Source organism: Peribacillus deserti, assembly GCF_016909175.1.
Classification (GTDB): domain Bacteria; phylum Bacillota; class Bacilli; order Bacillales; family DSM-1321; genus Paraperibacillus; species Paraperibacillus deserti.
On sequence record NZ_JAFBFI010000021.1, the window covers coordinates 20567 to 41722 of the forward strand.

19 protein-coding genes and 1 pseudogene are annotated in these 21156 nt (G+C 36.5%); 11 read left to right on the forward strand and 9 right to left on the reverse strand.

The window, feature by feature from the left end; all coding sequences use genetic code 11:
• Positions 1-73: 73 nt before the first annotated feature.
• Both JOC77_RS18040 and JOC77_RS18045 read right to left on the reverse strand, forming a co-directional pair.
• Complete coding sequence (locus JOC77_RS18040; RefSeq protein WP_204546427.1) at positions 74-907, reverse strand: SDR family oxidoreductase; 834 nt, start codon at positions 905-907, stop codon at positions 74-76.
• A 543-nt stretch (positions 908-1450) separates the two neighbouring features.
• Positions 1451-1663 carry a hypothetical protein gene (locus JOC77_RS18045; RefSeq protein WP_204546429.1) on the reverse strand — a complete coding sequence of 71 codons (213 nt, stop codon included), beginning with the start codon at positions 1661-1663 and terminating at the stop codon, positions 1451-1453.
• 983 nt (positions 1664-2646) lie between these two features.
• Here JOC77_RS18045 and JOC77_RS18050 point away from each other — a divergent pair.
• A pseudogene (locus JOC77_RS18050) lies at positions 2647-3419 on the forward strand (Cof-type HAD-IIB family hydrolase).
• Between the two features lie 223 nt (positions 3420-3642).
• Here JOC77_RS18050 and JOC77_RS18055 read toward each other — a convergent pair.
• Positions 3643-5244: a phospholipase D-like domain-containing protein gene (locus tag JOC77_RS18055; RefSeq protein ID WP_204546432.1), complete on the reverse strand. Its 1602-nt coding sequence runs from the start codon at positions 5242-5244 to the stop codon at positions 3643-3645.
• A 294-nt stretch (positions 5245-5538) separates the two neighbouring features.
• Between JOC77_RS18055 and JOC77_RS18060 the strand changes: the two genes are divergently transcribed.
• From JOC77_RS18060 to JOC77_RS18075, 4 genes are all read left to right on the forward strand, one after another.
• Positions 5539-6186 (forward strand): pentapeptide repeat-containing protein, encoded by a 648-nt coding sequence (locus JOC77_RS18060; RefSeq protein WP_204546435.1) that lies wholly within the window; start codon positions 5539-5541, stop codon positions 6184-6186.
• 473 nt (positions 6187-6659) lie between these two features.
• The gene (locus tag JOC77_RS18065; protein WP_204546438.1) at positions 6660-7148 is read left to right on the forward strand and encodes an RNA polymerase sigma factor; all 489 of its coding nucleotides are present in this window, start codon (positions 6660-6662) and stop codon (positions 7146-7148) included.
• Positions 7145-8617, forward strand: a complete 1473-nt coding sequence (locus tag JOC77_RS18070; RefSeq protein WP_204546441.1) for a zf-HC2 domain-containing protein — start codon at positions 7145-7147, stop codon at positions 8615-8617. Before JOC77_RS18065 ends, JOC77_RS18070 begins: the two co-directional genes overlap by 4 nt.
• A 242-nt stretch (positions 8618-8859) precedes the next feature.
• Positions 8860-9126, forward strand: a complete 267-nt coding sequence (locus JOC77_RS18075) for a hypothetical protein (protein ID WP_204546443.1) — start codon at positions 8860-8862, stop codon at positions 9124-9126.
• 818 nt (positions 9127-9944) lie between these two features.
• Here the strand turns inward: JOC77_RS18075 and JOC77_RS18080 are convergent.
• Positions 9945-10709 (reverse strand): PAS domain S-box protein, encoded by a 765-nt coding sequence (locus tag JOC77_RS18080; RefSeq protein ID WP_204546446.1) that lies wholly within the window; start codon positions 10707-10709, stop codon positions 9945-9947.
• A gap of 230 nt (positions 10710-10939) precedes the next feature.
• On the opposite strand from JOC77_RS18080, the gene JOC77_RS18085 reads away from it, so the two are divergent.
• The 3 genes from JOC77_RS18085 (at position 10940) to pdxR (ending at position 14761) form a co-directional block, all read left to right on the forward strand.
• Entirely contained in the window at positions 10940-11110 is a 171-nt protein-coding gene (locus tag JOC77_RS18085) for a hypothetical protein (protein WP_204546449.1), read from the forward strand.
• Positions 11111-11331: 221 nt separating this feature from the next.
• Positions 11332-12639: an MATE family efflux transporter gene (locus JOC77_RS18090; protein ID WP_204546452.1), complete on the forward strand. Its 1308-nt coding sequence runs from the start codon at positions 11332-11334 to the stop codon at positions 12637-12639.
• Between the two features lie 691 nt (positions 12640-13330).
• Positions 13331-14761 carry a MocR-like pyridoxine biosynthesis transcription factor PdxR gene (gene pdxR, locus JOC77_RS18095; protein ID WP_204546455.1) on the forward strand — a complete coding sequence of 477 codons (1431 nt, stop codon included), beginning with the start codon at positions 13331-13333 and terminating at the stop codon, positions 14759-14761.
• Between the two features lie 91 nt (positions 14762-14852).
• Here the strand turns inward: pdxR and JOC77_RS18100 are convergent, their stop codons facing one another.
• The 4 genes from JOC77_RS18100 to JOC77_RS18115 all read right to left on the reverse strand — a co-directional run bounded on the left by JOC77_RS18100 (position 14853) and on the right by JOC77_RS18115 (position 16929).
• Positions 14853-15275, reverse strand: coding sequence for a YfmQ family protein (locus tag JOC77_RS18100; protein ID WP_204546463.1), 423 nt, complete (start codon positions 15273-15275; stop codon positions 14853-14855).
• A gap of 355 nt (positions 15276-15630) precedes the next feature.
• Positions 15631-16092: a DMT family transporter gene (locus tag JOC77_RS18105; RefSeq protein WP_204546465.1), complete on the reverse strand. Its 462-nt coding sequence runs from the start codon at positions 16090-16092 to the stop codon at positions 15631-15633.
• A gap of 12 nt (positions 16093-16104) precedes the next feature.
• Positions 16105-16533 carry a DMT family transporter gene (locus tag JOC77_RS18110; protein WP_204546468.1) on the reverse strand — a complete coding sequence of 143 codons (429 nt, stop codon included), beginning with the start codon at positions 16531-16533 and terminating at the stop codon, positions 16105-16107.
• An 81-nt stretch (positions 16534-16614) separates the two neighbouring features.
• The gene (locus JOC77_RS18115) at positions 16615-16929 is read right to left on the reverse strand and encodes an ArsR/SmtB family transcription factor (RefSeq protein WP_204546470.1); all 315 of its coding nucleotides are present in this window, start codon (positions 16927-16929) and stop codon (positions 16615-16617) included.
• A 395-nt stretch (positions 16930-17324) separates the two neighbouring features.
• Between JOC77_RS18115 and JOC77_RS18120 the strand changes: the two genes are divergently transcribed.
• Together JOC77_RS18120 and JOC77_RS18125 are read left to right on the forward strand one after the other, a co-directional pair.
• Complete coding sequence (locus JOC77_RS18120; RefSeq protein WP_204546472.1) at positions 17325-18062, forward strand: cytochrome P460 family protein; 738 nt, start codon at positions 17325-17327, stop codon at positions 18060-18062.
• Between the two features lie 97 nt (positions 18063-18159).
• Positions 18160-18876, forward strand: a complete 717-nt coding sequence (locus JOC77_RS18125; protein ID WP_204546474.1) for a DUF4405 domain-containing protein — start codon at positions 18160-18162, stop codon at positions 18874-18876.
• 161 nt (positions 18877-19037) lie between these two features.
• Here JOC77_RS18125 and JOC77_RS18130 read toward each other — a convergent pair whose 3' ends face one another.
• Positions 19038-19937 (reverse strand): AraC family transcriptional regulator, encoded by a 900-nt coding sequence (locus tag JOC77_RS18130; protein ID WP_204546477.1) that lies wholly within the window; start codon positions 19935-19937, stop codon positions 19038-19040.
• Between the two features lie 216 nt (positions 19938-20153).
• On the opposite strand from JOC77_RS18130, the gene JOC77_RS18135 reads away from it, so the two are divergent.
• The gene (locus JOC77_RS18135) at positions 20154-21137 is read left to right on the forward strand and encodes an aldo/keto reductase (RefSeq protein WP_204546479.1); all 984 of its coding nucleotides are present in this window, start codon (positions 20154-20156) and stop codon (positions 21135-21137) included.
• The last annotated feature ends 19 nt before the right edge of the window (positions 21138-21156 follow it).

The window sequence follows — 21156 nt, forward strand, 5'->3', positions numbered from 1 at the left end:
AAGGGAACAACAAAATATTTATCAAAAAAAATACTGCCTCATTTCTAATTGAGACAGCATTTTGAGATTCCTTTCATTGTTCTGCTGGTTTAAGTGGTCCGTAAAAATAAGCAGCAGTCGCTCCACCGTCAATCAGGAAATCAGATCCTGTGATGAAAGCTCCCTGCGGCATCATCAGCAGCTCTGCCACATTTGCAACCTCATCAGCTGTTCCTGGTCGTCCGGCAGGGCACATGGCAAACATATTTTTATAGAACTCTCCTCTTGGACCATTGAATTCGTCTATAGCCAATGGCGTTACGATAATCCCTGGAGAAATGGAATTGATACGAGCGTTTTTTTTTCCCCAACGTATAGATTCAAACATTACCCGTTTCTCATTGCACCGTTTCGCCAATTGATAAGCGTGCAACGTGTCCTTGATGTTTTCTAGTCGAAGGACTTCTAAACTAAGGAGTTCTTCAGTTGGTGTCGTTGCCAACTGTTCGTCAATCTCAGTTCCCAATTGAGGCATTCTATGTCCAGACTGACTGGAAATTGTTACACCAACGCCTCCAGGAGCTATTACCTTACCTACTTCCTCCAGCAATACTGCCGTTCCATACAAATCCACCTTCAAAATCATTTCAATAGGTGCCTGACTAGGTGACACGCCCGCTGCATTGATAAGAGCAGTGATTTCACCATATATCTGACCTTCTGCAATCAAATTTAAAATAGATTCTCTGGAAGAAATGTCGGTTTCGAAAGGCACGACATCAAATCCGGCTTCATTCATAATTTTCGCACTAGCCCTGGCATTATCTAGGTATTTATCACCAACAATAATTTTCTTACCAAAGCCGATTCTTCTTGCTATCGCCATGCCGATCTGTCCAGCACCGGTCCAAAGTATAACTTCTCTCATTGGTATATCCTCCTTACATTAACCAAGGCTCACATCTATTTTTAATGTTTTCAACGGCCCGCTTCTTTAGCTTCTGATGAGCCTCCTATTCTCATACTAACACTTAGAATTAAGTCCAAGTCAACTCTTATAAAATTTTGTGAGCTTTAGTTAGTTAAAACTTTTTGTATTTTTAGATGCCAAAAACTTTATAGATCAGAAAAATGGAGTGATTCAAAAAGGGGCTTTATGTAAACTGTACCGACTGAAGTTACCCTACTCACTTACTACAATATTTTATAGTTCTTCAGTTTTTAACCGTTAAATATACCGTTGATAAGTATAACGATGAAAGACTGCAGAAGTGTTGAAGGGAACAACATTCAGCATGGTTGTGACAGGATCACAAGTTTCATATTTTATTAAATTTATAAAAAAGAGAATTATGAGTTATTACCGTTTGCTGAAAATCATCCCCGGTTATTTATAGTTCAAGCGGTGGGGGACGTCACCGATATGGTGAAACATCACCAAAGGGCTCATTTATATTTTTCATCTCGTGGACTATTCTAATAAACAATGCTCATATAGTTTTATCTGTACGTTTAAATCGTTCTTTTCGTTTATAATGTTTTTCAATTGATTTAATATCTCGATGTTAGTTTTATCCTTTTCTAATTCCATCACTAGCTCCAATTCTTTTTCCATTAACTTCACTTGAACTGTAAAAACCAGCGTTAATCTTTTTAAAATTCTTTCTGTTCTTTCTGCATCCATGTTAAGCCGCCTTTCATAACGCGAGTATTTCGAGCTAAGACATAATACGGTAAGTTTCTCCTCATAAGTTTTAAGCATCATTGATCACCCGGCTATAGAAAATCTTACATAAGGTACCTATACTATAACAATAATTAAACTCCTGTTATTTATGCCTAAAACTAATTTACAGGAGAAATACAAAATAGAATAAAATGAGGGAGTGAAGCTACTATGGGAAGAAGCAAACATGGAAAAATTTCAACTATATTGTGTACATTAGGTCTACTTTTTGTAACTTGTTTCTACTCGATGAAACTGAATGAAGCATTGATATTTTATTTAGGAACCTTACTCTTTTTTGGGGGTGTTTTTTACACTGTTAAGAGTTTTGTTAGAAAGGGAAAAGGGGTATGGAAGTTTTCTCCCACTCATAGCAGGAGTCTATATTTTAGGTATTTTACTATCCGTTATATCAATTAAGTTTATAGGGGAGGAATAAATTACTTTAACCAATCAAACTGCTAAAATCATAGGTTAAGCAAGTAAAAGAGCTTTCTTTGTCTATAATATAGCCTTAACACTTACCAGACTTACTCTGCGTTATCGTTAAAAGTATTTTTAATAAATTTTTCCACATTTACCTCACTCTTTGTGATTTTATCACCATTATTTTCTAAAAGTTGAGAAACCCCCTCTTGCAAAAGGAATAAAAATGTAATCTATTTTTAATGTTTTTTGGGAGAAAGATGCACGGCACGAAACCAAAACGAAAAAAGGATTAACTGCAATGGTTATAGAATGTTAAGAATTGAATCCATCCTTATTTATGCCTTTGGTGAAATAAGTGTTATTACTAAAGGGTGCGTTAATTTAATAGGGTTGTCTGCTGCGGCAGCCCCTTATGTCGTTGCACATAGAGAGCAATTCAGTGAAAGAAGATTCCGTATTTTAAAATTGAATTAATAATGTAGCTAACTAAGAAATTTTATAGGGAGATTTATATGGAGTATAAGATTGTTTTTTTCGATGTAGATGGGACTATCACACATCACTCAGATGGCAGCATTCCACATACTACTATACAAGCTATAAGAAGGTTAATGAGCAAAGGTATTAAGGTGGTAGCAGCAACAGGGAGACCTTTGTCTATGTGTAAGGAAATACAAGAAATAGGAATAGAAACATTTATTACAGCAAATGGTGGTTACGTAAAACACAGGCACGAGGTTATTCATAAAGTACCGATGGATAAAAATATAATTCGAGAAGTCATGGAATTTGCCGAATTTGAGAATAATGGTTTGTCTTTCTACACTGAAGAATATTGTATGAATGGTGTTATGGAAAATGATATTTTAGAAGCATTGAAAGAAACTTTATCACTGAATGACTATCCTGCAATTAATCGTTTTATCCATGAACAAGAGGTATTTTTAATGTGTCTGTTTGCTAAGGACGAAACTGTTAAGAAGTACATTCAGAATTTCCCTCATTTAACATTTAAGAGATGGCATCCCTATGTATTAAATGTTTTACAGGAGGATGTTTCAAAATCTCTAGCTATCATTAAACGCTAGAGTACTTTGATATCAATAAATCACAAGCTATTGCTTTTGGAGATGGCGAAAATGATATTGATATACTGGAACTCGCAGGGCTTGGCATAGCGATGGAGAATGGAAGTGAAAAATTGAAACAGGTTGCGGATTTCGTAACGAAAAAATCTAGTGAAGATGGTATTGAATATGCATTAAAAAAGTACGGGGTAATTTAGTTTAATTAAGACTTAAGACCAATGTTTTTTGACCAGGATTCACTATAGTTAAGTTTGAGCTGATGAGTTAGAACACAAAAAAAGGAAGGTCAAATCCTTCCTTTAGTTAGCTGGTGATTATTCTATTCCTGAGGTGGAAACCGAAAATTTGATTCAAGGTTAAATTTTGCCTTTAAAATCACCAGATGGACCGAATAAGTATATCTTTATCGTTAATAAAAGATTAGGTTATGCTCTTGGTCATCTTATTAATATAGGTGCTGGGATGTAAAAGCGGGTGTTCAAAGAATTCTTTACGATCCGTGATCTTTTTTGAAACCTTGAGATCGTGATCTATTAGTTCTTTCATCTTGTCTGAAAAAGATTTACCTTTTATAAGAACGCCAAGTTCAAAATCCTTGCATGCACTTCGCTCATTTATGTTATACGAACCATGGAACACACAATGAGACTGTTTGTCGTACGCAATTTTCCAGTGAGAGAAACGGCCGGTATGACTATAGTCAAAGAAAGAAACTCCTTTTTCAAAAGGATGATACATGTTGCTGCGAACTGCAGTCCGGTTAGTCGGATGATCATTCACATACAGGGGATTACAAATCGTAATGTGCTGCGCTTGCTCCTTACTGATATTCTTTAAAGATTCCCAAAAAGCCTGGTCAATTAGATACGGATTTACTATAATCGTTTCATCAATAGCATATTGGATTAGAGATAAGTAGTATTGCTGAATAAGATTTACAGGGTTGCCAGGAAAACTGGCGAACAGTGTACATTCCTCATTTCCGCATTTTAGATTATCCTTAGGATAATAAAAAGGATCAGCTGGATCGAATAAATCCCCGCCAAGAACGGTCCATTGAATTAAGAACATTTGATTCAGCGAGTGAGCTGCACCCCCTCTAATACGGAAACATCCGTCATGCCATTGTTCTTCTTCACTTGGAATACCTAGATTTCTGCCATCTATAGAAGCTGCTGGGGTCTTGTCAATCGGTGTATCAAAGGTATATTGATCACCTATATTCAAACTGCCTACAATCGCAGTAACTCCATCGATTACTATGAATTTCCGATGATTAATAACATCCAGATCTACGGTATATTCCTCCTGAACAAAATCCTGCAGAGACAAGATGCTCTCAGAAACACCCTTATAGGCAAGCTCTGCCCTTTTTTTAGGCCATTCTTCTTTATTGTAGCAATTATCAAATGTATCGATTAACTTACAACCAGCAGTCTTTAGCTTTTCTGATATCTTTTTGAATTGGCCGACTTCCAGGTTTTTCTCGTAACCAATCGCTGTAACGCCATAGTCGGCCATCAGCCTGACGGTCACTCCTCTTTTCAAGGCATTTAACAAGGCTTCTCCAACCTTGTTCCCCGATTTGTCGTTATAAAATAGCATGACAGATAAATGGATATAGCGTTCAGCTTTATTTATTTCATCTATAATTAATTTCAGGCAGTCTGGTCCATTCACATAAGCATCAACCTGATTATTCCTTGTTGTTTGAGGTGATAATATTTCCAGTACACTAAGATCCAAATCTTTAATCAGGAAGGCTAAATGTTCTATTACTTCTCGGTTCATCCCCGGTATATTCATTAGCTGCGAGTGACACGTGAAAACCCCGCCCAAATGCTGACGATACCGTACAGCTGCAGTAAAGGGGATATGAGTGTGTAAATAATCAATTGCATTCTTCGATCCCTCAACTACACGTTCCAAAGGCCCTTCAGATAAATAATAGTTTAATAAATTGGTCATACCCGCTTTCATCGTATTATTCCATGTATTAATTGATAGCTTCTCCTTTATCATCGCAATATTCCTCTTTCAATAGATTTATAGTAATGTAATACCCCTATTGTTAGGTTTGTTAACTCAGAAGCGGCCGAGAGTTACTGGTAAAAAATGAATATATGGTTGTAAGAAGATATTAAGGAATATTAGCCGAAATAGGAATCTTCTTTTACTAACTCATCTGTTAGTAAAAATTACGTTTTGTACACAGCTTGGTAAAAAAATAAAGACTACTTAACTTATTAGTTTTTAAGTAGAGTTAAATGAGATCGTTTGAATAAAAATTTTGCAGCGGCATATTAAGGGGATACTTTGACAAAAAGAATAAAAATTGAACTTCCAAAGTTAACCTCAGATTTAGAGGAGGTTAATTTTCAGGATATTTATGATGAAGAAGACCCTCAGTTGTTGAACTGTATGGTGGTTGGTGCGCGAGTGGATCATGAGGTAATGGAGAAAGTAATCTTTTCAAAAGTCTTATTTAAGAATGTATCATTTATAGATGCTTCTTTTCATCACATTGATATGACTGATGTTATTTTTGAAAATTGTAATCTATCAAATGCTCGATTGTGTGAAGGCATTGTGCATAGAGTCACTTTTATAGACTGCAAACTAGTAGGCTTAGATTTCTCAGAAGCTAATCTTGGGAACGTTTCTTTTGAAAATTGTGATGTAAATTTAAGTAACTTTGCAGATGCGCGTTTAAAGCAAGTAATCTTTGATAATTCGTCTTTAGCTGGGGCTAACTTTTATGATTGTAAACTTAGCAAGGTGAATTTTAACCGATGCGATATTAACAATATTGATTTTACACAAACTATTCTAAAAGGAATTGATATCAGTACGTGTACATTTGAACAACTGAATGTGTCTTTAGAAAATTTGTACGGCTGCGAAGTATCAGCCCATCAAGCAATTGCCTTTTCAAAATTGTTAGGGTTAAAGGTTAAAGAATAGTATGTTTTGAACTATAAAGGTGCATTTATTCTGGTCTCATCGCAGTAGTCTAATTACAGGTTGGATGAGCTTGTTTATGAAACACTCTGCATAGTTACTCAAAAAAGCTCGTATGCTTAATCTATAGCATACGAGCTTTTTGAACAGATTGAATGGGAGATAAAGCTCTTCCGCTACAATGATGATGTTATTCCTATCCATATAATATAGATTGTTAAAGTAATTGTTCCTGATACGGATAGTAATATACTAACTTTCTTATTAAACTAAGGCGAGCTTTAATTTAATAGGAACTAAGAAAGGACCAATTAAGTAAAGTGGTCTTAAATTTGGTCTGCTATATAAAAAATTCTCTCTTTGAACAGGTGGAACGTTACACAACATGAAAACAATCCGAAATAAAAGGTGAATGTATGAATTTTTGTAACCTTTTCCATTTTCGGTTGTCCTTTATCAATGAGAGGAGAGAGAACATGCCAGATCCGCTGGAAGAAGTGTATCAAGCATATAAAAATCCGGTTTTCCATTATCTGTACAATATGTGCCGCAACCGCACTACTGCCGAAGAATTAACGCATGATACGTTCATTAAGGCAATCAAGGGATATGGACAGTTTCGTGGAGAATCTTCCCTCAAATTATGGTTGTTTAAAATTGCTCGGAATACATACTTGAATAATGCCAGGAAATTTTCACAAAAGAATGAAATTCCTTATGCTGAACCGGAACTTCAAGTCAGTGGTACAACTTGGAATATCGATACCGAAATGATGGTAAGGCAGACTCTTCACAAGCTTACAGAAAAAGAAAGGACGCTTTTAGTTTTAAGGGAACAGGGTTTTTCCCTTAGCGAGATGGCTGATATCCTAGTTCAGACTGAAGGCAGCATAAAGGTAGGAATCCATCGTGCAAAAAAGAAGTTCAAGGAATATTATCTTGAAGGGGAGGGGGAAAGAAAATGAAACTGGATTGCGGCCTGGTAGAGGATTTATATCCTTTGTATGAGGAAAATGAATTGAGGGAGGAAAACAAACAGGCAGTTGATGAGCATTTAAAACACTGTAAGAATTGCAGTGAATTGTACCAACAGGAGAAAGGATTTTCGGACCTGACTCTTTCTGACGGATCTGGCGAGATATCAAAGGAAGTGGATGACCGGATCCGTCTCCGCTTCAGACTAAGAAGGATGAAAGGTATAGCGGCTCTTCTGGCTGCTGTTATTATTGTTTCTGGAATCAATAACTATGCCGCCAACCGTGAAAAAGTAGCGGAACTTCTGGATGGTGTTTATCTATATAGCGAGTCACTTAAAGAAATAGCGAAAAATCCCTATGAAATCGATATGAACAGGGATATTCTATCTTATGCCGCAGAAGACATTTCAGATTTAGATAATGAATTGAATTGGCTTGAACGAAATCAGTTTAATAATACCTCTATTCACCTTCTTGTTAATAGCCAGGAGTTTGATGAAATGGCTGCAATCCTTAAAGAGCGGAAAAACCAGGGACTTGAGGATGAAACTGACCTTAAGGTGACCCAAATTTTAAGGAAGCATACCAACACTCTTTTTAATCAGGCTCAGAAGGAATATAGAGCCTTCCATCACGGCTATAGTTCATATTTTGAAATACTAGATATAGAAGGAATAGGGAAGCCAATAGGCAGAATAGATGAACTTTCCTTTTTCTATAACAGATACCACAAGCTTCCTTCCGAGATGAAGCTAATAAAAGAGAAGGAACTGAAGAAAAAAATCATAACGGCATTCAATGCTAAGGCTGGCAGGGTCGCGTTAGAAAAGACACACCCGTCCAACAAAAATAACGGAGTTTACCGTTTTGATCTTAAAAATGGCAGTACAAAGATTGATGGAGAGATTGATGGCTATTCCGGCCTTTTAATATCTGCAAATGTTTATTCACACAAGTTAAATGAAAGAAAACCTAAAAATATGGAAGATGTGAAGAAAAACGCAGAAAAAATGCTTAAATTGATATATGGGAAAAGTGCCCGTTTTGAAATTAAGTTAGAACAAAACAATGAAAAGGAAGAAGGACAGCCTAATCTGTACAGATTTAGATATACTCCTCTTACAGGGCAGTATAAATTACTCTTTCCATTAGGAGATCCTTTTTACATTGAGTTTGATGCGGGAACTGGGGAGTTTTACCAGTTTTCCGGTGAACCTGCCATCCAATCAAGAGAGTTTTTTTCGAAAAAATTTAATCATATTCCAAATAAAGCTGCTCCCGAAAACAAGGCATCACAAATTTTAGGTGGCAGGGTTAAAAAAATGGGGAAAGGCATTATCTACTCAACAGTTTCAACTGACTATGTCCTTGTCCATATTTATGAAGGTAAGGGAAACCGAGTCTATATAAATGCGGAAACCGGCATAGTAGAAAGACCTTATTTGTCTATCCATTGACCCTTGTGAATAAGTTTGAAATGATTTTAGTAAAAATTTATTTCCTGTAACCTGTTCATTTAAGGTAAAAATGGTTTGCTGAAGCTGGCAGGTATTATTTGCTACAAAAACAGAAGCTTTGCAAGCAGCTTATATAGATCCTGTTAATGGTAGTCCCAATACTAACCACTAGCTTGAATGGACTGCTGCTGATGAAGAAATTGGTATTGCTTACCTTTTCTAGGACATAAGGAGGGTTTAGCATGAGTTTTTGGTCAAAGGGTATGGCAGGGTGGTTAATTCTATGTATTGTTTTTATTTACTTAGTAGATTTATTTACAGTTGACCCTGATGTCACATCAGGGAACGGTAACTTAGGACTTTTATTTGTGTTACCAGCCTTGTTTGTTTTTTTACTTTTTGCAAGTAGCTTTTGGAATTTTTTAGGGAGGCTTGAATTTAAATCAAATACTTGGATGAAGTTAGGCTTGGGGGCACTTGCTCTTTTACTATGGTTTTTTAGAATATAAGTTTGCCTTACATTATTAACAATTTAGGAGGTACTCCTGAAATAGAGTCCTCAAGAATCTACCCTTACGCTTGGCTAAATCAGTATACAAATACTATCTTGGTTAACTTTTATACCCTGGGTATAATGGTTATTGGGGTCGCATTTATAAAATTTATTATTAAGAAAAATCCAACTGCCAATCAGTATTAATTACTATAAGTATAATTGAGTTTAAGTTATACTACTGACATTTATGTCAGTTATCATTCGTGGGAAAGATAAATTATTTCCTTACCATCAATAAGGCTATTACTGAGAATCAAGAAACGGGTCAAAAGAGCCGTTGCAGGCTTCGCGAAGATGAGAAGAAGATTACAAGACATAGACGGGTACATACGGAAGAGATTAAGAGCTGCCTTTATCCATAAGCATCACTCTCAAAGTAAAGAGAAGAAAATAAGATATAAATGGATAATCCCTTCTTTGTAAAATCGGTCTCATTTCAACTTATTGGCTTTATTTGAATGAAATCTACGGATATACAATAAAACATTAATCGAAGATATGAATACCCGATCAAAGAAGAAAATAAAACGACAAATGGAGAATTATAAAAGAAACGGTAAGGAGTATTATACTCCTTACCGTAAGCAAAAGATTCAGAATGCCTGGAACGCATCCTCTTGACCATCATTGTAACATATGGGTAAGCCGTATGCCTTATAGGGCACGTACGGTTGCCCTGAAAGTGGTTCCCCTATACTGGCAGAGTTTAGGAAGGGATAAATGTAAAAAAGCAATGCTTAGTTAGCATTGCTTACCAAGCTCCCTGTTATCTTAGGATTCGGTATAATTTACACCTAATAAGTGAAGTGCATCTTTTACCGTTGAGACAGTGGGTGTGGAATTAAAATTCGTACCTAATTGTATGGCAACTAGAGCTAATTCAGGTCTCAACCCTGTGACAATAGAACGTACACCCAGCAATGACAATACGTTATTAATTTTAAAAATGTATTCTGTTACGATTAAGTCCAATTTATAAATGGCTGAGAAGTCTATAATCAGGCATTTTACGTTTTGTTTCTGAACATTTACAGGTACTTTTTCCAGCAGCTGTCTGGCTCTTTCTTCATCTATAGAACCCAACAAAGGAAGTATAGCAATCCCTTCAAACAGTGGAACTAATGTTGAGGACAATTCATTTAATTCCTTTGACATCTGTTTCTGTTTTTTTTCATTTGCTTTTCGTGCTGTTATATCTCGTACATATGTCTGGATAGCTTTTGTATTACCCATTAACACAGGATGACAGTATAATTCAACATCCACCGTTGTACCGTCCATTCTATATATTGTTTCTTCTATAACATCTGCAGGTTGTTCATAAGCAGATTGTATTCTATTATCTATTGCTGCCTTAGATGTCTCCTTGAAAATATCTAAAGGACTTGCCCCGATAATATCTTCTTTTGGAGCCCTAAAAAATATCTCGGCTGCACGATTAATATAGATAATTTTTAGCCGTGAATGAATAATTAATGGTTCTAAAGCATACTCCATTACTTGTTTGTAATCTATATGTGAAATATTTTGATTCATTCAATTCACTCCCAATTAAATTTAAGTTTATATTAGTTTCGGACATCCTTCAAGAATTGTTAGCCTTTTACCGTTATTCCGTCAACCGGGCAGATTATGTTGTACGTAAACAATCAAGCTGAGGCAGTACATTTTGGACGGAAATCGCTAACGCGTTCTTTTTTAAAATAAGGAAAATTACCAAATACTACAAAATTATATATTATAATAACTATAAGGAGGGTATTCACATGATCTGGACCTTGGTAGGCATCATAGCCATCATAGTGGTTGTTCAATTAAAGAGGGTTCTTGGAAATCGAATATTTATAAGAAATTCATCTGATGCACAAGAGATGGAACGAATTAGAATTGAAGAGCAATCGAAAAACATTTTTCCTGGCGGGGATAATCCAAATTAATACATTTAATTTTAGGGCTGCTATGGCAGTCTTTTTCTTTGTTTATCTAATGGCGAGGTTAGCAAAAAAAAAGGATTTAAAATATAAATATAGAACTTATAGTATTTGTAAATAAAGTAGGTCCTGTCAATGGAAAGAATCGATTATGAATTTAGGCAGAAGTTTAAGGGGACAGGGCTGTTGTTTTTATTTCTACTTGTAATAGAGGGAGGTCAAATCAAATGAATCATCGTGCGTATCTAACATTGGCGATTCCTCTAACAATCTCTACGATGACAACGCCCTTATTAGGTGCTGTAGATACAGCTGTCGTCGGGCAGCTTCCCGACCCAGCTTATATTGGAGGTGTTGCACTAGGAACCCTTATTTTTAATACGCTATACTGGGTATTCGGTTTTCTACGGGTTAGCACCTCTGCTTTTGCCGCACAAGCGAACGGGGCAGGAGATCCAGGTCAAGGAGTACTTACTTTAGCTCGTCCATTTTTATTAGCTGTAATAGTAGGGATATGTTTTATTCTCTTACAATGGCCTATTGAATATGCAGCTATTATGATGTTTGCCCCTGATCCTGATGTCAGTAAGTTTGCAGTAGAGTATTTTCGAATTCGAATATGGGGAGCACCTTTTACATTAATGAACTATGTGATTCTTGGCTGGTTAATGGGGATGGCGAAGATAAAGGAATCCTTATTTCTACAAGTGTTAATGAATGTTATGAATATGGTATTGGCCATTCTTTTTGTTCATGTCTTTTCTTTTGCCGTAAAAGGGGTTGCAGCAGCTGCATTAATAGCTGAAATGACAGCTTTTATACTAGGGGTACTTATTGTCCTAAAGGCATCACCTTTTGAATGGAAATACCCATCCTTTCAAGAACTTCTAGATACTCAGTCTATGAAAAAGATGTTTCAAGTCAACAAAGATTTGTTTATTCGAACAATTTGCTTACTAGTCGTAATTAATATGTTTACAGCTAAAGGTGTTTCGTTTGGTACCGAAATTCTTGCTGCAAATGCTGTATTATTTCAAGTTCATTACATAATGGCGTATTTCTTTGAGGGGTTCGCCAACGCCTCTAGTATTCTTGTAGGAAAAGCGGTAGGATCGAATGATAAAGAATTATATAAAAAAACACTTGCCTTATCAAAGCAATGGTCGGTGATAACAGCTTTTGTTATTGCTTTTGTATATGGATTATTCCAAGAACATATCATTGGCCTCTTTACGAATCTAGCTAGTGTAATCGAACTTTCAACCAGATATGGAAATTGGCTTATCATTTATCCGTTTGCGGCTTGTTTTGGCCTTGTCATTTATGGTGTCTTTACAGGAGCAACTGAAATAAGTCCCGTTCGAAACTCTATGTTATACGCTATGATTGTCTATATCATTATACAAATTACGGTTACACCTATCTGGCATAATCATGGTTTATGGCTCGCTTTTATTGTCTATTCAATTGGGAGGTCTGGATTCCTCGTCATGTATATTCCAAGTTTAAATAAAAAATTTTTACATTACAGCTAGACAGAGGAATCTAAAATTCCTTACTTGAGAAAAAGAATAAGGTTCATATTTATGTACTTAAACAAACGAGTGCGTTAGTTGAACAAGACTGGCTTGGGCTACACCCATGAACGAATGCTCAGTTCGATTATGACAAATTAGGTTTACATTGGATCTTTACGTCTAAAAATGAGGGGATAAGAATTACTTGTTTAGTATAAGGTAGAGAAATACCCATTCCGTAAATAAGCGATTAGTAATTTATTGAGCCTATTAGCATTACTATATAGTTAATAGAAGTGGATGGTCAAAATTGTGAGAAAGTGGATGGGTTTTTCATGCTGCCTCATTAGTATAATATATATATTAATAAGTCTCCGATAGGAGGCTATTGAATATATATTAGCAGGGGTGCACAATGGGTTTTGCAATAATTTTGGTCGTACTAATCTCGATTTTTTCCCTAATAGCTACAATCCTACTAGCTGGTAAGGGAGATGAAGGATACAGTTAATTCTGTTAAACGTAACACGTCCAATCTAACTATGATTTATATCATAGTCATTTTCCTCTCCTTAATTGCAGTTGGAGTATATATTAGATGGTTTGCATAGATTAAAATAATTAGGCATGATAACCTATCGTCTTGGACGATAGGTTGTTTTTAATAACAAGATAACGGGTCTAAATAAAATTCTTAGAAGGTGAAGATATGGACTGGAAACCTGATAGAAGCAAAAAAAAGGCTATCTATAGGCAGCTGGCAGAGTATATTGAAAGTGGTATCGCAAATGGAACCTTTCCTTCCGATAAGCCTCTCCCTTCAGAAAGACATCTGGCAAAAGAATTAGGTATAAACAGGAGTACAGTCGTAGCTGCTTATGATGAGCTTGAGTCAAATGGCCTTATTGAAAGAAAAAGAGGCAGCGGCACCATAATTAGCAAGGATATATGGGGGATAACAAAAAAGCGTGTGCCAAGCTGGAATAGATATATTGAGGCTGGATCTTTCTTACCAAACTTACCAGTGATGCAGAGGATTAGAAAAGAAACTGAAGTTCAAAAAATTGTTAACTTAGCAAGCGGGGAGCTGTCAGAAGATTTATTTCCTCTCACTGCTCTTAAAGAAATTACATCAACCAGGACATTCAACGGCCGCCTTGGATACGATCATCCCCAGGGCAGTGGTATTCTTAGAGATACTATAACAGAACATGTAAAGAAGTACCGCGGAATCGAAACGAATGCTTCCTCTATCCTTATTACTTCCGGGGCTCAACAGGCTCTGCATCTAGTGGTTCAATGCCTCTTAAAACCAGGAGATGCTATTGCATTAGAGGAACCTTCATATCACTATAGCCTCCCAATTTTTCAATCTGCTGGGTTGAGACCCTTTTACTTACCGGTTGATAAGGAGGGTATTAATCCTGAAGATTTGTTAGAAATGTACAAAAAGCATCGTATTCGTATGATATTTCTAAATCCGGCATTCCAAAATCCCACTGGGACATACCTAAATAATTACCGCCGTCAAAGGATATTAGAAATTTCCTCAGAGTATGGAATTCCTGTGGTTGAAGATGACCCTTACAGCTTGACATCTTTTACTGGCAGACCTGCGTCCCCGTTAAAATCTATTGACTATCATGGGAATGTTTTATATATCAGTTCTTTATCTAAAATTGTTGCTTCAGGGTTAAGAATTGGCTGGATAATTGGACCTGCACCGGTTATTGAGAGATTGTCTGACGCCAAACAACAAGTTGATTTTGGACATGCGAGTTTTACTCAATGGATTGCACAAGAATTCTTAGAATCAAAATACTTTGATGTCCATATTAATTATTTAGTTAAGCAGCTGCGAATCCGTAGAGACCAGATTGTTACAAGTTTGAATGCCTACATGAAAGAACAAATAGAATATCACTTGCCAGAAGGTGGCATTCACTTATGGTGTAAGGTACTACGGGAGCATAATGAAGGACAATTGCTGGAAAACTCCATAAAAAATGGTGTCATTTATGTACCTGGATCAACAATGGGGACACGTAAAGGCTATATTCGTTTTACTTTTGCAAGAGAAAATGATGGAAATATAGATGAGGGTATTAAAAGGTTTCGAGATGCAATCTCTGATTTATAATATTGAAGCAAAAAAGAATCATGTGGCAAAATATGATTCTTTTTTGTTAAATTGTATATCAAGCTTTTTATTACCATTTATACTATATCTCTTAGTGGATATGTTTTTGTAAATAATCAGACCTAAGACAATAAGAAACAACCTTCTTCTTGTACTGCCTGACGACATCTACGTGGTCATCATAACTATAAACAAACATATTTACATCTTTCTTGCCTCTTTTAACCTTGATAACAAATGGAATAACATTAGTCTCTGGATGTAGAAATAACATTTCATTGCCTGGAAATATATAATATTTTTTTAAAAATGAAGCTTTATTCAAATAGTCAGTAAATCTACTTTTTTCTTCCTCTCCTAAGTTTTTTCCGTTAAATGTTACAGTAATATCTTTTGAATTAAGTTTTTGATGGAGTTCAAATTTACTTTCAAACCATTCGACAAAGGCACTTGGAGGACTCAATAAAAATTTAAAAATACATGCAATCGCTATCGTAGCAACAGTCCATATCATACAATATCAACTCCTTAAGTAATAGTATCAAGTGTTCCTAATTTACCTGTAGGAACTTATTTTAAAGCAATAATATTTAGATTAATATGATCACAAAATATATTAAGGTATTATGAATTTTAATGAACCATCCAATTCTCAAGATTTTTAACCATCCACTTGGTTTGCAGAACCTTCTTCTCTTTCACATCAAGACTATACTGTTAGCTGTTATCTCACTATCTGATTTTTATTATTTTCATCAACAAGCAATCGTTTTTAGAGTAGAAGTTGTTGATTTCAGTGTGATAAGAAAGTGTATATTCTTTCTAATTCTCTCGGCTTTTCGATAAACTCGTTAATAATAAACTAACCATCATGAGTTCTCTTTATTGGAACCTTTATTACCCTTATAGATAAAATAAAGAGAGATAATCATAAATAGCAATGCGAAAGCACGTTTAGCATCTAATTCTATCACTAAACTATTAAACCACCCAAAATGATCGATAATCACTCCTATTATTAGCTGACCAGCTATACCAGCAATATTGGTTGCGATAACCCCAATTCTAGGTACTGCCATAACAGTCAGAAGCAAATACATCGTACCCATGAATGCTGCACTTAATTGCCATTTAGGTGCATCTAACAGTGCAAGCACATTCCCGCTGCCAAAAAATAAAATGAAGATAGTAAGAAACATTGTTCCAGTTAGAAACGTTAAAAGTGTTGTTTCAATTGTTCCAGCTTTTCTGCTAAAAGTACCATTGATTGAAGATTGCGCACTCAATGTGATACCGCCAATTAATGTGAACAAAATCATAAATAGTCCCATAATAAAGACCCCCTAATTTATTAGTATAAGTGAGATAATCATTGAAATAACTGCAAAAATCTTTTCTTTATTGATCTTAATTTTCTTACTCCCAAGCCATCCAAAATGTTCAATAACCATACTCATGACTAATTGTCCGATAATTACAGCAACCATTGTTATGCCAACCCCAACGAATGGAACACTTACAACAATGGAGGTTAAATAAACAACACCCAAGACACCTCCAAGTAAGGACCATTTAGGTGCTTCAAGTGTATAGGAAATCTTTCCTTTTCCAAAAAAGAGCCACAATAGCCCCAGTATGATAGAACCCATAAAGAAGTTATAAAAACTTGTTTCTATTTGTCCAATTGTTTTTCCTAGTTCAGCATAGATAGCTCCTTCAAAGCTAAGTGCTGCTCCAGCCAATAAGGCTAGCAAATAAGATATAAATCGCATAAATTAGATCTCCTTTTTTATATAATTAAATATCTAGAAATATAGATATAAAGTGGTGCAAAAAACAGACATCAACACAAATTAGATCTCTGTTTTAAAATATTTAGCAAACTGTTGAATAAATTCTTCATTACGCCTGTAGTAAGTCCATTGTCCATGACGAATCGATTCAAGCAGACCAGCTTTTTGCATCAAGTTCAAGTAGCTAGAAACGGTAGATTGAGAAACTTTGGCTTTTTCTTGAATATCCCCAACACATACTCCACCTTTATAACTTACCTCCTTGGGCAGGTGAGCACCTTGTTTTGGGAAATGCTTCTCTGGTTCCTTTAACCACTCTAAAATATTCAATCGTGTTTCGTTGGATAATGCTTTGAATACATTAATAGGTTTCATAGGCGTAATTATATATCTAGATTTCTCGATATGTCAAATGGAGAAAGAAAAAAAAAAAAACGGATAGTTAAATGCTCCAGAAACGGAATCTGAAATGGAAAAATCTTGTGAACGAATGTACTTTAAGTAAAGGGAGCGTTAATTCAAAACGTATGGCTGCATCAGCAGCCTTTTTTTATTGGTTAATTAATTTGTAACTTAGTTAAAGATTTTGGATGTGAGAGGATTAGGCAAACATTTAAGAAGAATAGGATATCGGCCGCTTTTTCACCTGTTGCATAATAAGGATACCTATACATTATTTCGACAATTCTTAAAAAAGAATGCCAGATTGGAGTCGTTTGGAGGCATTTAACGATTCAACATAGGATCGAAAATAAGAGGAGGAAAGCAGTATGAAACAACGATTATTAGTGTTCCTGACAATTGTGATTGCACTCACTCTTACAGCTTGTAACAGTAATAATGATATGAAAAGGATTTCCCAACAGAAGACATCTGGTGACACTTCCAAACAGGAGCAATCCGAATCTAGTCGTGAACTTGTCAACTTCCCTGAGAACTACGATAAGGGTGTGAACTACACGACTGTGAATCGAGGAGATGTCAGAGAGGAACTATACACAAGCCGGGAAGCGATCGAAGCGGTGCAGAAGAGGAAGCCAATCCCTGATGGCACAGTAATTACTCTGGAGATCTATAAAGATGAAGAGCTTTCTGAAATCTTCGTGATGGAAAAGCGTAATGGCTGGGGTGACCAGAATCCCCCTGAGATGCAGAATGGAGATTGGCTATACCAGGAATTCAATGGTGACAAGTCAGTTGATTATGAGGAAGACATTGGTCGCTGCTTTTCCTGCCACGCGAATCAAGAAAGAGATGACTTCGTAAACACATTGGATGAAATGAAAGATTATGAACTCAATGAATCTGCTAAATCAAAGGAAAGCAGTACAAAATCCCCGATTGCAGGTATCCCTATCGATCACTGGAACGTGAAAGCGGCAGATAGTAATCGGGCCGGTTCGCAGGATTTTGTGCATGGGAAAGGAGATGGCTTATTGGAAGGTGAGAAAAAAGCAGGAATCATTCAGAAGGTACTTTTGATGGTTCATTTTAAACAAGAGACATAAGCAATTTTTTAGCATTAGAACGAGATTTGATGTTATCACCAATAATACAAGCAGAAAACCGATTTTGGTATTCTTAATAAGAAAGAGGAGAACTTTTTTGAATCAAAATATGTTAATCAGGCTAGTTATTGACCTTTCTATGACAGTTTGTATGCTGGTGGTAATGGCTTACTATATTACTGGAAATGCAATTCACGAACTGGCTGGAGTTATATTATTCTTGTTGTTTATCACACATAATATTTTTAATCGTCGATGGTATAAGACGATTTTTAAGGGAAAGCACTATGTACGACGGCTGCTAAGCATTGCGGTCAATCTGCTTTTTCTCGCATCTATGACTGTGGTGATGATAAGTTCGGTTCCCATATCCCGTGACATTTTTCCTTTTATCTCCACGAAAAATGACATGATTCTATTGCAGATACATGTTATGACCTCATATTGGGGATTTATCTTCATGGCTGTACATATAGGGATGTCCTGGGGAACAATTATCAATGCCGTACGAAAGATGACGGCAATTACTAGCACTAGCCGTATCCGAACAACCGCCTTACGCATCATAGTGGTGTTGATTGTTATTTATGGAGTACAGGCATCTTTCAAGAGAGATATGTTAAACAAGTTAACCATATATAATCCCTTCGGTTGGAACTTTGATGAGTCTTCCTTGGGATTTATAATTGATCATTTATCCATCGTAGGAATATATATCAGTGGTACTCATTATGTACTGAAATTTGTTCGAAAGCGAGAGAAACCTAAGGTTCTAAAAGCAGATACAGATTTATATCAGAGGGTTACCAAATGAATTGTTGGAAAGGGTCTAATAAGGGACATTTGCAGAATGAAAAAGTGCACTAATCCAGTTTGGATTAATGCACTTTTTTATACATAAGCCGCCTTTAGCAAGTTTATATTTACTTTTAGTGGAAAAACAAACATACGCAAATATTCACAGCTGGATTCAATTCATGCTTTTACCCTCAAGCGTTTTATATCCTCTATAGGTGGAAACCCAAACATACGTGAATACTCACGGCTGAATTGCGATGGGCTTTCATAACCCACACGAAATGATACATCAGCAGCATCTGTTGACTCTGACAACAGCAAGCGACGGGCTTCCTGCAGTCTAATTTGTTTTTGGAACTGAATAGGACTCATAGCGGTAACCTCTTTGAAGTGCCTATAAAACGAAGGGACACTCATATTCGCTAGATTCGCAAGTTCCTCTGAGCGAAAGGAGCTATTATAGTGGTTTATGATGTGCTCAATAATATCTCTAATTCGATAAGTAGAACTGCCTTGTACCACAGCTTGTTTAAGCATCCCTCCATGTTGCCCCTGCAGAACCCTGTATAGGATTTCCTTTATGAATAAAGGAGCAATTACCGGGATATCTTCTGGACTGTCGAGTAGACGAACTAACCTGATTACCGCATCGACCATAGAAGAATTTATACGATTCACATACATAGCACGTTCGGTCTTTTCTTTTGATACAGTTGCTATGTCAGAGTTGCGAAGAACTTCTAAGATTTGATCGTGTGTAAATTCAAGTTTAAGACCTAAATACGGAATTTCAGGAGACGCCTCCATCACTTGACCAGTAATCGGCAAATTTACAGAAGTGATGAGGTAATCTGTAGGACTGTACTCATACCGCTCCTGTGCTAACCATATCTCCTTTTTTCCTTGTGCCACAATGCATAAAGAAGTATTGTGAACTCCATGACTTGGTCCTATCGCATGAGAGTAACGGGAGAAAAATAGACCGGGTATAGCTGTTTGGTGAGAACCATCATCAATGGTATATTGCTCAATTATTTCGGCAAGCTCTTCCTGCTGTTTATGAATTAGTTCAGACATAGAATCCCTCCCCTGTCTTTATTGTAGTCAGTTTATTATAAAGCATATTTCTAACCCGTGTAATAGATGTGATAAAAATAGGCAATCATTTGAGAAGATTGAGATATCACATGTCTTTTTAATTGCTGCATAATAAGGATACCAAGCTGTTCTTTATTATGGGTGTGCTAGATTCCGAATTCCACAATTCAAGGGAGCAAGAAAGGAAGATACTTCATGCAAAAACGCAAATTAGGTAATACTGGTCTCGAAGTCTCAGCAATCGGACTAGGTTGCATGGGAATGAGCTACGGTTATGGTAAGACTCACGATAAGAAAGAGATGTTTTCTCTAATTCATGCGGCGGTTGACCGCGGCGTTACTTTCTTCGATACAGCTGAAGTATATGGTCCATATGTAAACGAGGAGTTGGTGGGTGAAGCACTTGAACCATTTAAAGGAAATGTGGCTATAGCAACTAAATTCGGTATAAAAATGGTAAACGGAAAGCAAGTGCTTGACAGCAAGCCCGAGCATATCAGGCTATCAGTGGAGGGTTCACTTAAACGTCTTAGAGTTGATTGCATTGACTTATACTATCAGCATCGAGTGGATCCAAATGTTCCTATTGAAGAAGTAGCGGGACTTGTACAAGAGCTAATTAAGGAAGGGAAGGTAAAGTACTGGGGGCTTTCTGAAGCTGGGGTCGAAACGATTCGTCGTGCACATGCGATTCAGCCGCTGACGGCTATTCAAAGTGAATACTCGATGATGTGGAGAAATCCTGAATTAGAACTTTTGCCTGCGCTTGAGGAACTAGGAATCGGCTTTGTTCCGTTCGCCCCGTTAGGAAAGGGTTTTCTTACCGGGAAAATCGATAAAAATACAAAATTCTCCGGTTCTGACTTCCGCAGCATTGTTCCTCGTTTCAAGTCGGAAAACCTTGAAGCAAATCAAGTTTTGGTCAATCTGATAGAAACCATTGCTGCAGAGAAAAATGCATCGCCTGCTCAAATTGCACTTGGATGGGTACTAACACAAAAACCATGGATTTGTCCAATTCCCGGAACCACTAAATTAGAGCGTTTGGAAGAAAATCTTGGTGCAGTGAAAGTAGAACTGACAGCGGAGGAGCTAACTAATTTGAACCAAGCCCTCTCGAAGATTAAGATTTTGGGAGATCGCTATCCGGCGGAATACGCAAAAAGGGTAGGTAAATAACAGATATTCTATATTGAAA

Coding starts and splice junctions, on each gene's coding strand:
- JOC77_RS18130 (WP_204546477.1), bottom strand. CDS start 19,937: ATGTCTGAACTAATTCATAAACAGCAGGAAGAGCTTGCCGAAATAATT.
- JOC77_RS18105 (WP_204546465.1), bottom strand. CDS start 16,092: ATGGGACTATTTATGATTTTGTTCACATTAATTGGCGGTATCACATTG.
- JOC77_RS18075 (WP_204546443.1), top strand. CDS start 8,860: ATGAGTTTTTGGTCAAAGGGTATGGCAGGGTGGTTAATTCTATGTATT.
- JOC77_RS18080 (WP_204546446.1), bottom strand. CDS start 10,709: ATGAATCAAAATATTTCACATATAGATTACAAACAAGTAATGGAGTAT.
- JOC77_RS18045 (WP_204546429.1), bottom strand. CDS start 1,663: ATGGATGCAGAAAGAACAGAAAGAATTTTAAAAAGATTAACGCTGGTT.
- JOC77_RS18135 (WP_204546479.1), top strand. CDS start 20,154: ATGCAAAAACGCAAATTAGGTAATACTGGTCTCGAAGTCTCAGCAATC.
- JOC77_RS18070 (WP_204546441.1), top strand. CDS start 7,145: ATGAAACTGGATTGCGGCCTGGTAGAGGATTTATATCCTTTGTATGAG.
- JOC77_RS18040 (WP_204546427.1), bottom strand. CDS start 907: ATGAGAGAAGTTATACTTTGGACCGGTGCTGGACAGATCGGCATGGCG.
- JOC77_RS18110 (WP_204546468.1), bottom strand. CDS start 16,533: ATGCGATTTATATCTTATTTGCTAGCCTTATTGGCTGGAGCAGCACTT.
- JOC77_RS18065 (WP_204546438.1), top strand. CDS start 6,660: ATGCCAGATCCGCTGGAAGAAGTGTATCAAGCATATAAAAATCCGGTT.
- JOC77_RS18085 (WP_204546449.1), top strand. CDS start 10,940: ATGATCTGGACCTTGGTAGGCATCATAGCCATCATAGTGGTTGTTCAA.
- JOC77_RS18090 (WP_204546452.1), top strand. CDS start 11,332: ATGAATCATCGTGCGTATCTAACATTGGCGATTCCTCTAACAATCTCT.
- pdxR (WP_204546455.1), top strand. CDS start 13,331: ATGGACTGGAAACCTGATAGAAGCAAAAAAAAGGCTATCTATAGGCAG.
- JOC77_RS18100 (WP_204546463.1), bottom strand. CDS start 15,275: ATGATATGGACTGTTGCTACGATAGCGATTGCATGTATTTTTAAATTT.
- JOC77_RS18120 (WP_204546472.1), top strand. CDS start 17,325: ATGAAACAACGATTATTAGTGTTCCTGACAATTGTGATTGCACTCACT.
- JOC77_RS18115 (WP_204546470.1), bottom strand. CDS start 16,929: ATGAAACCTATTAATGTATTCAAAGCATTATCCAACGAAACACGATTG.
- JOC77_RS18055 (WP_204546432.1), bottom strand. CDS start 5,244: ATGATAAAGGAGAAGCTATCAATTAATACATGGAATAATACGATGAAA.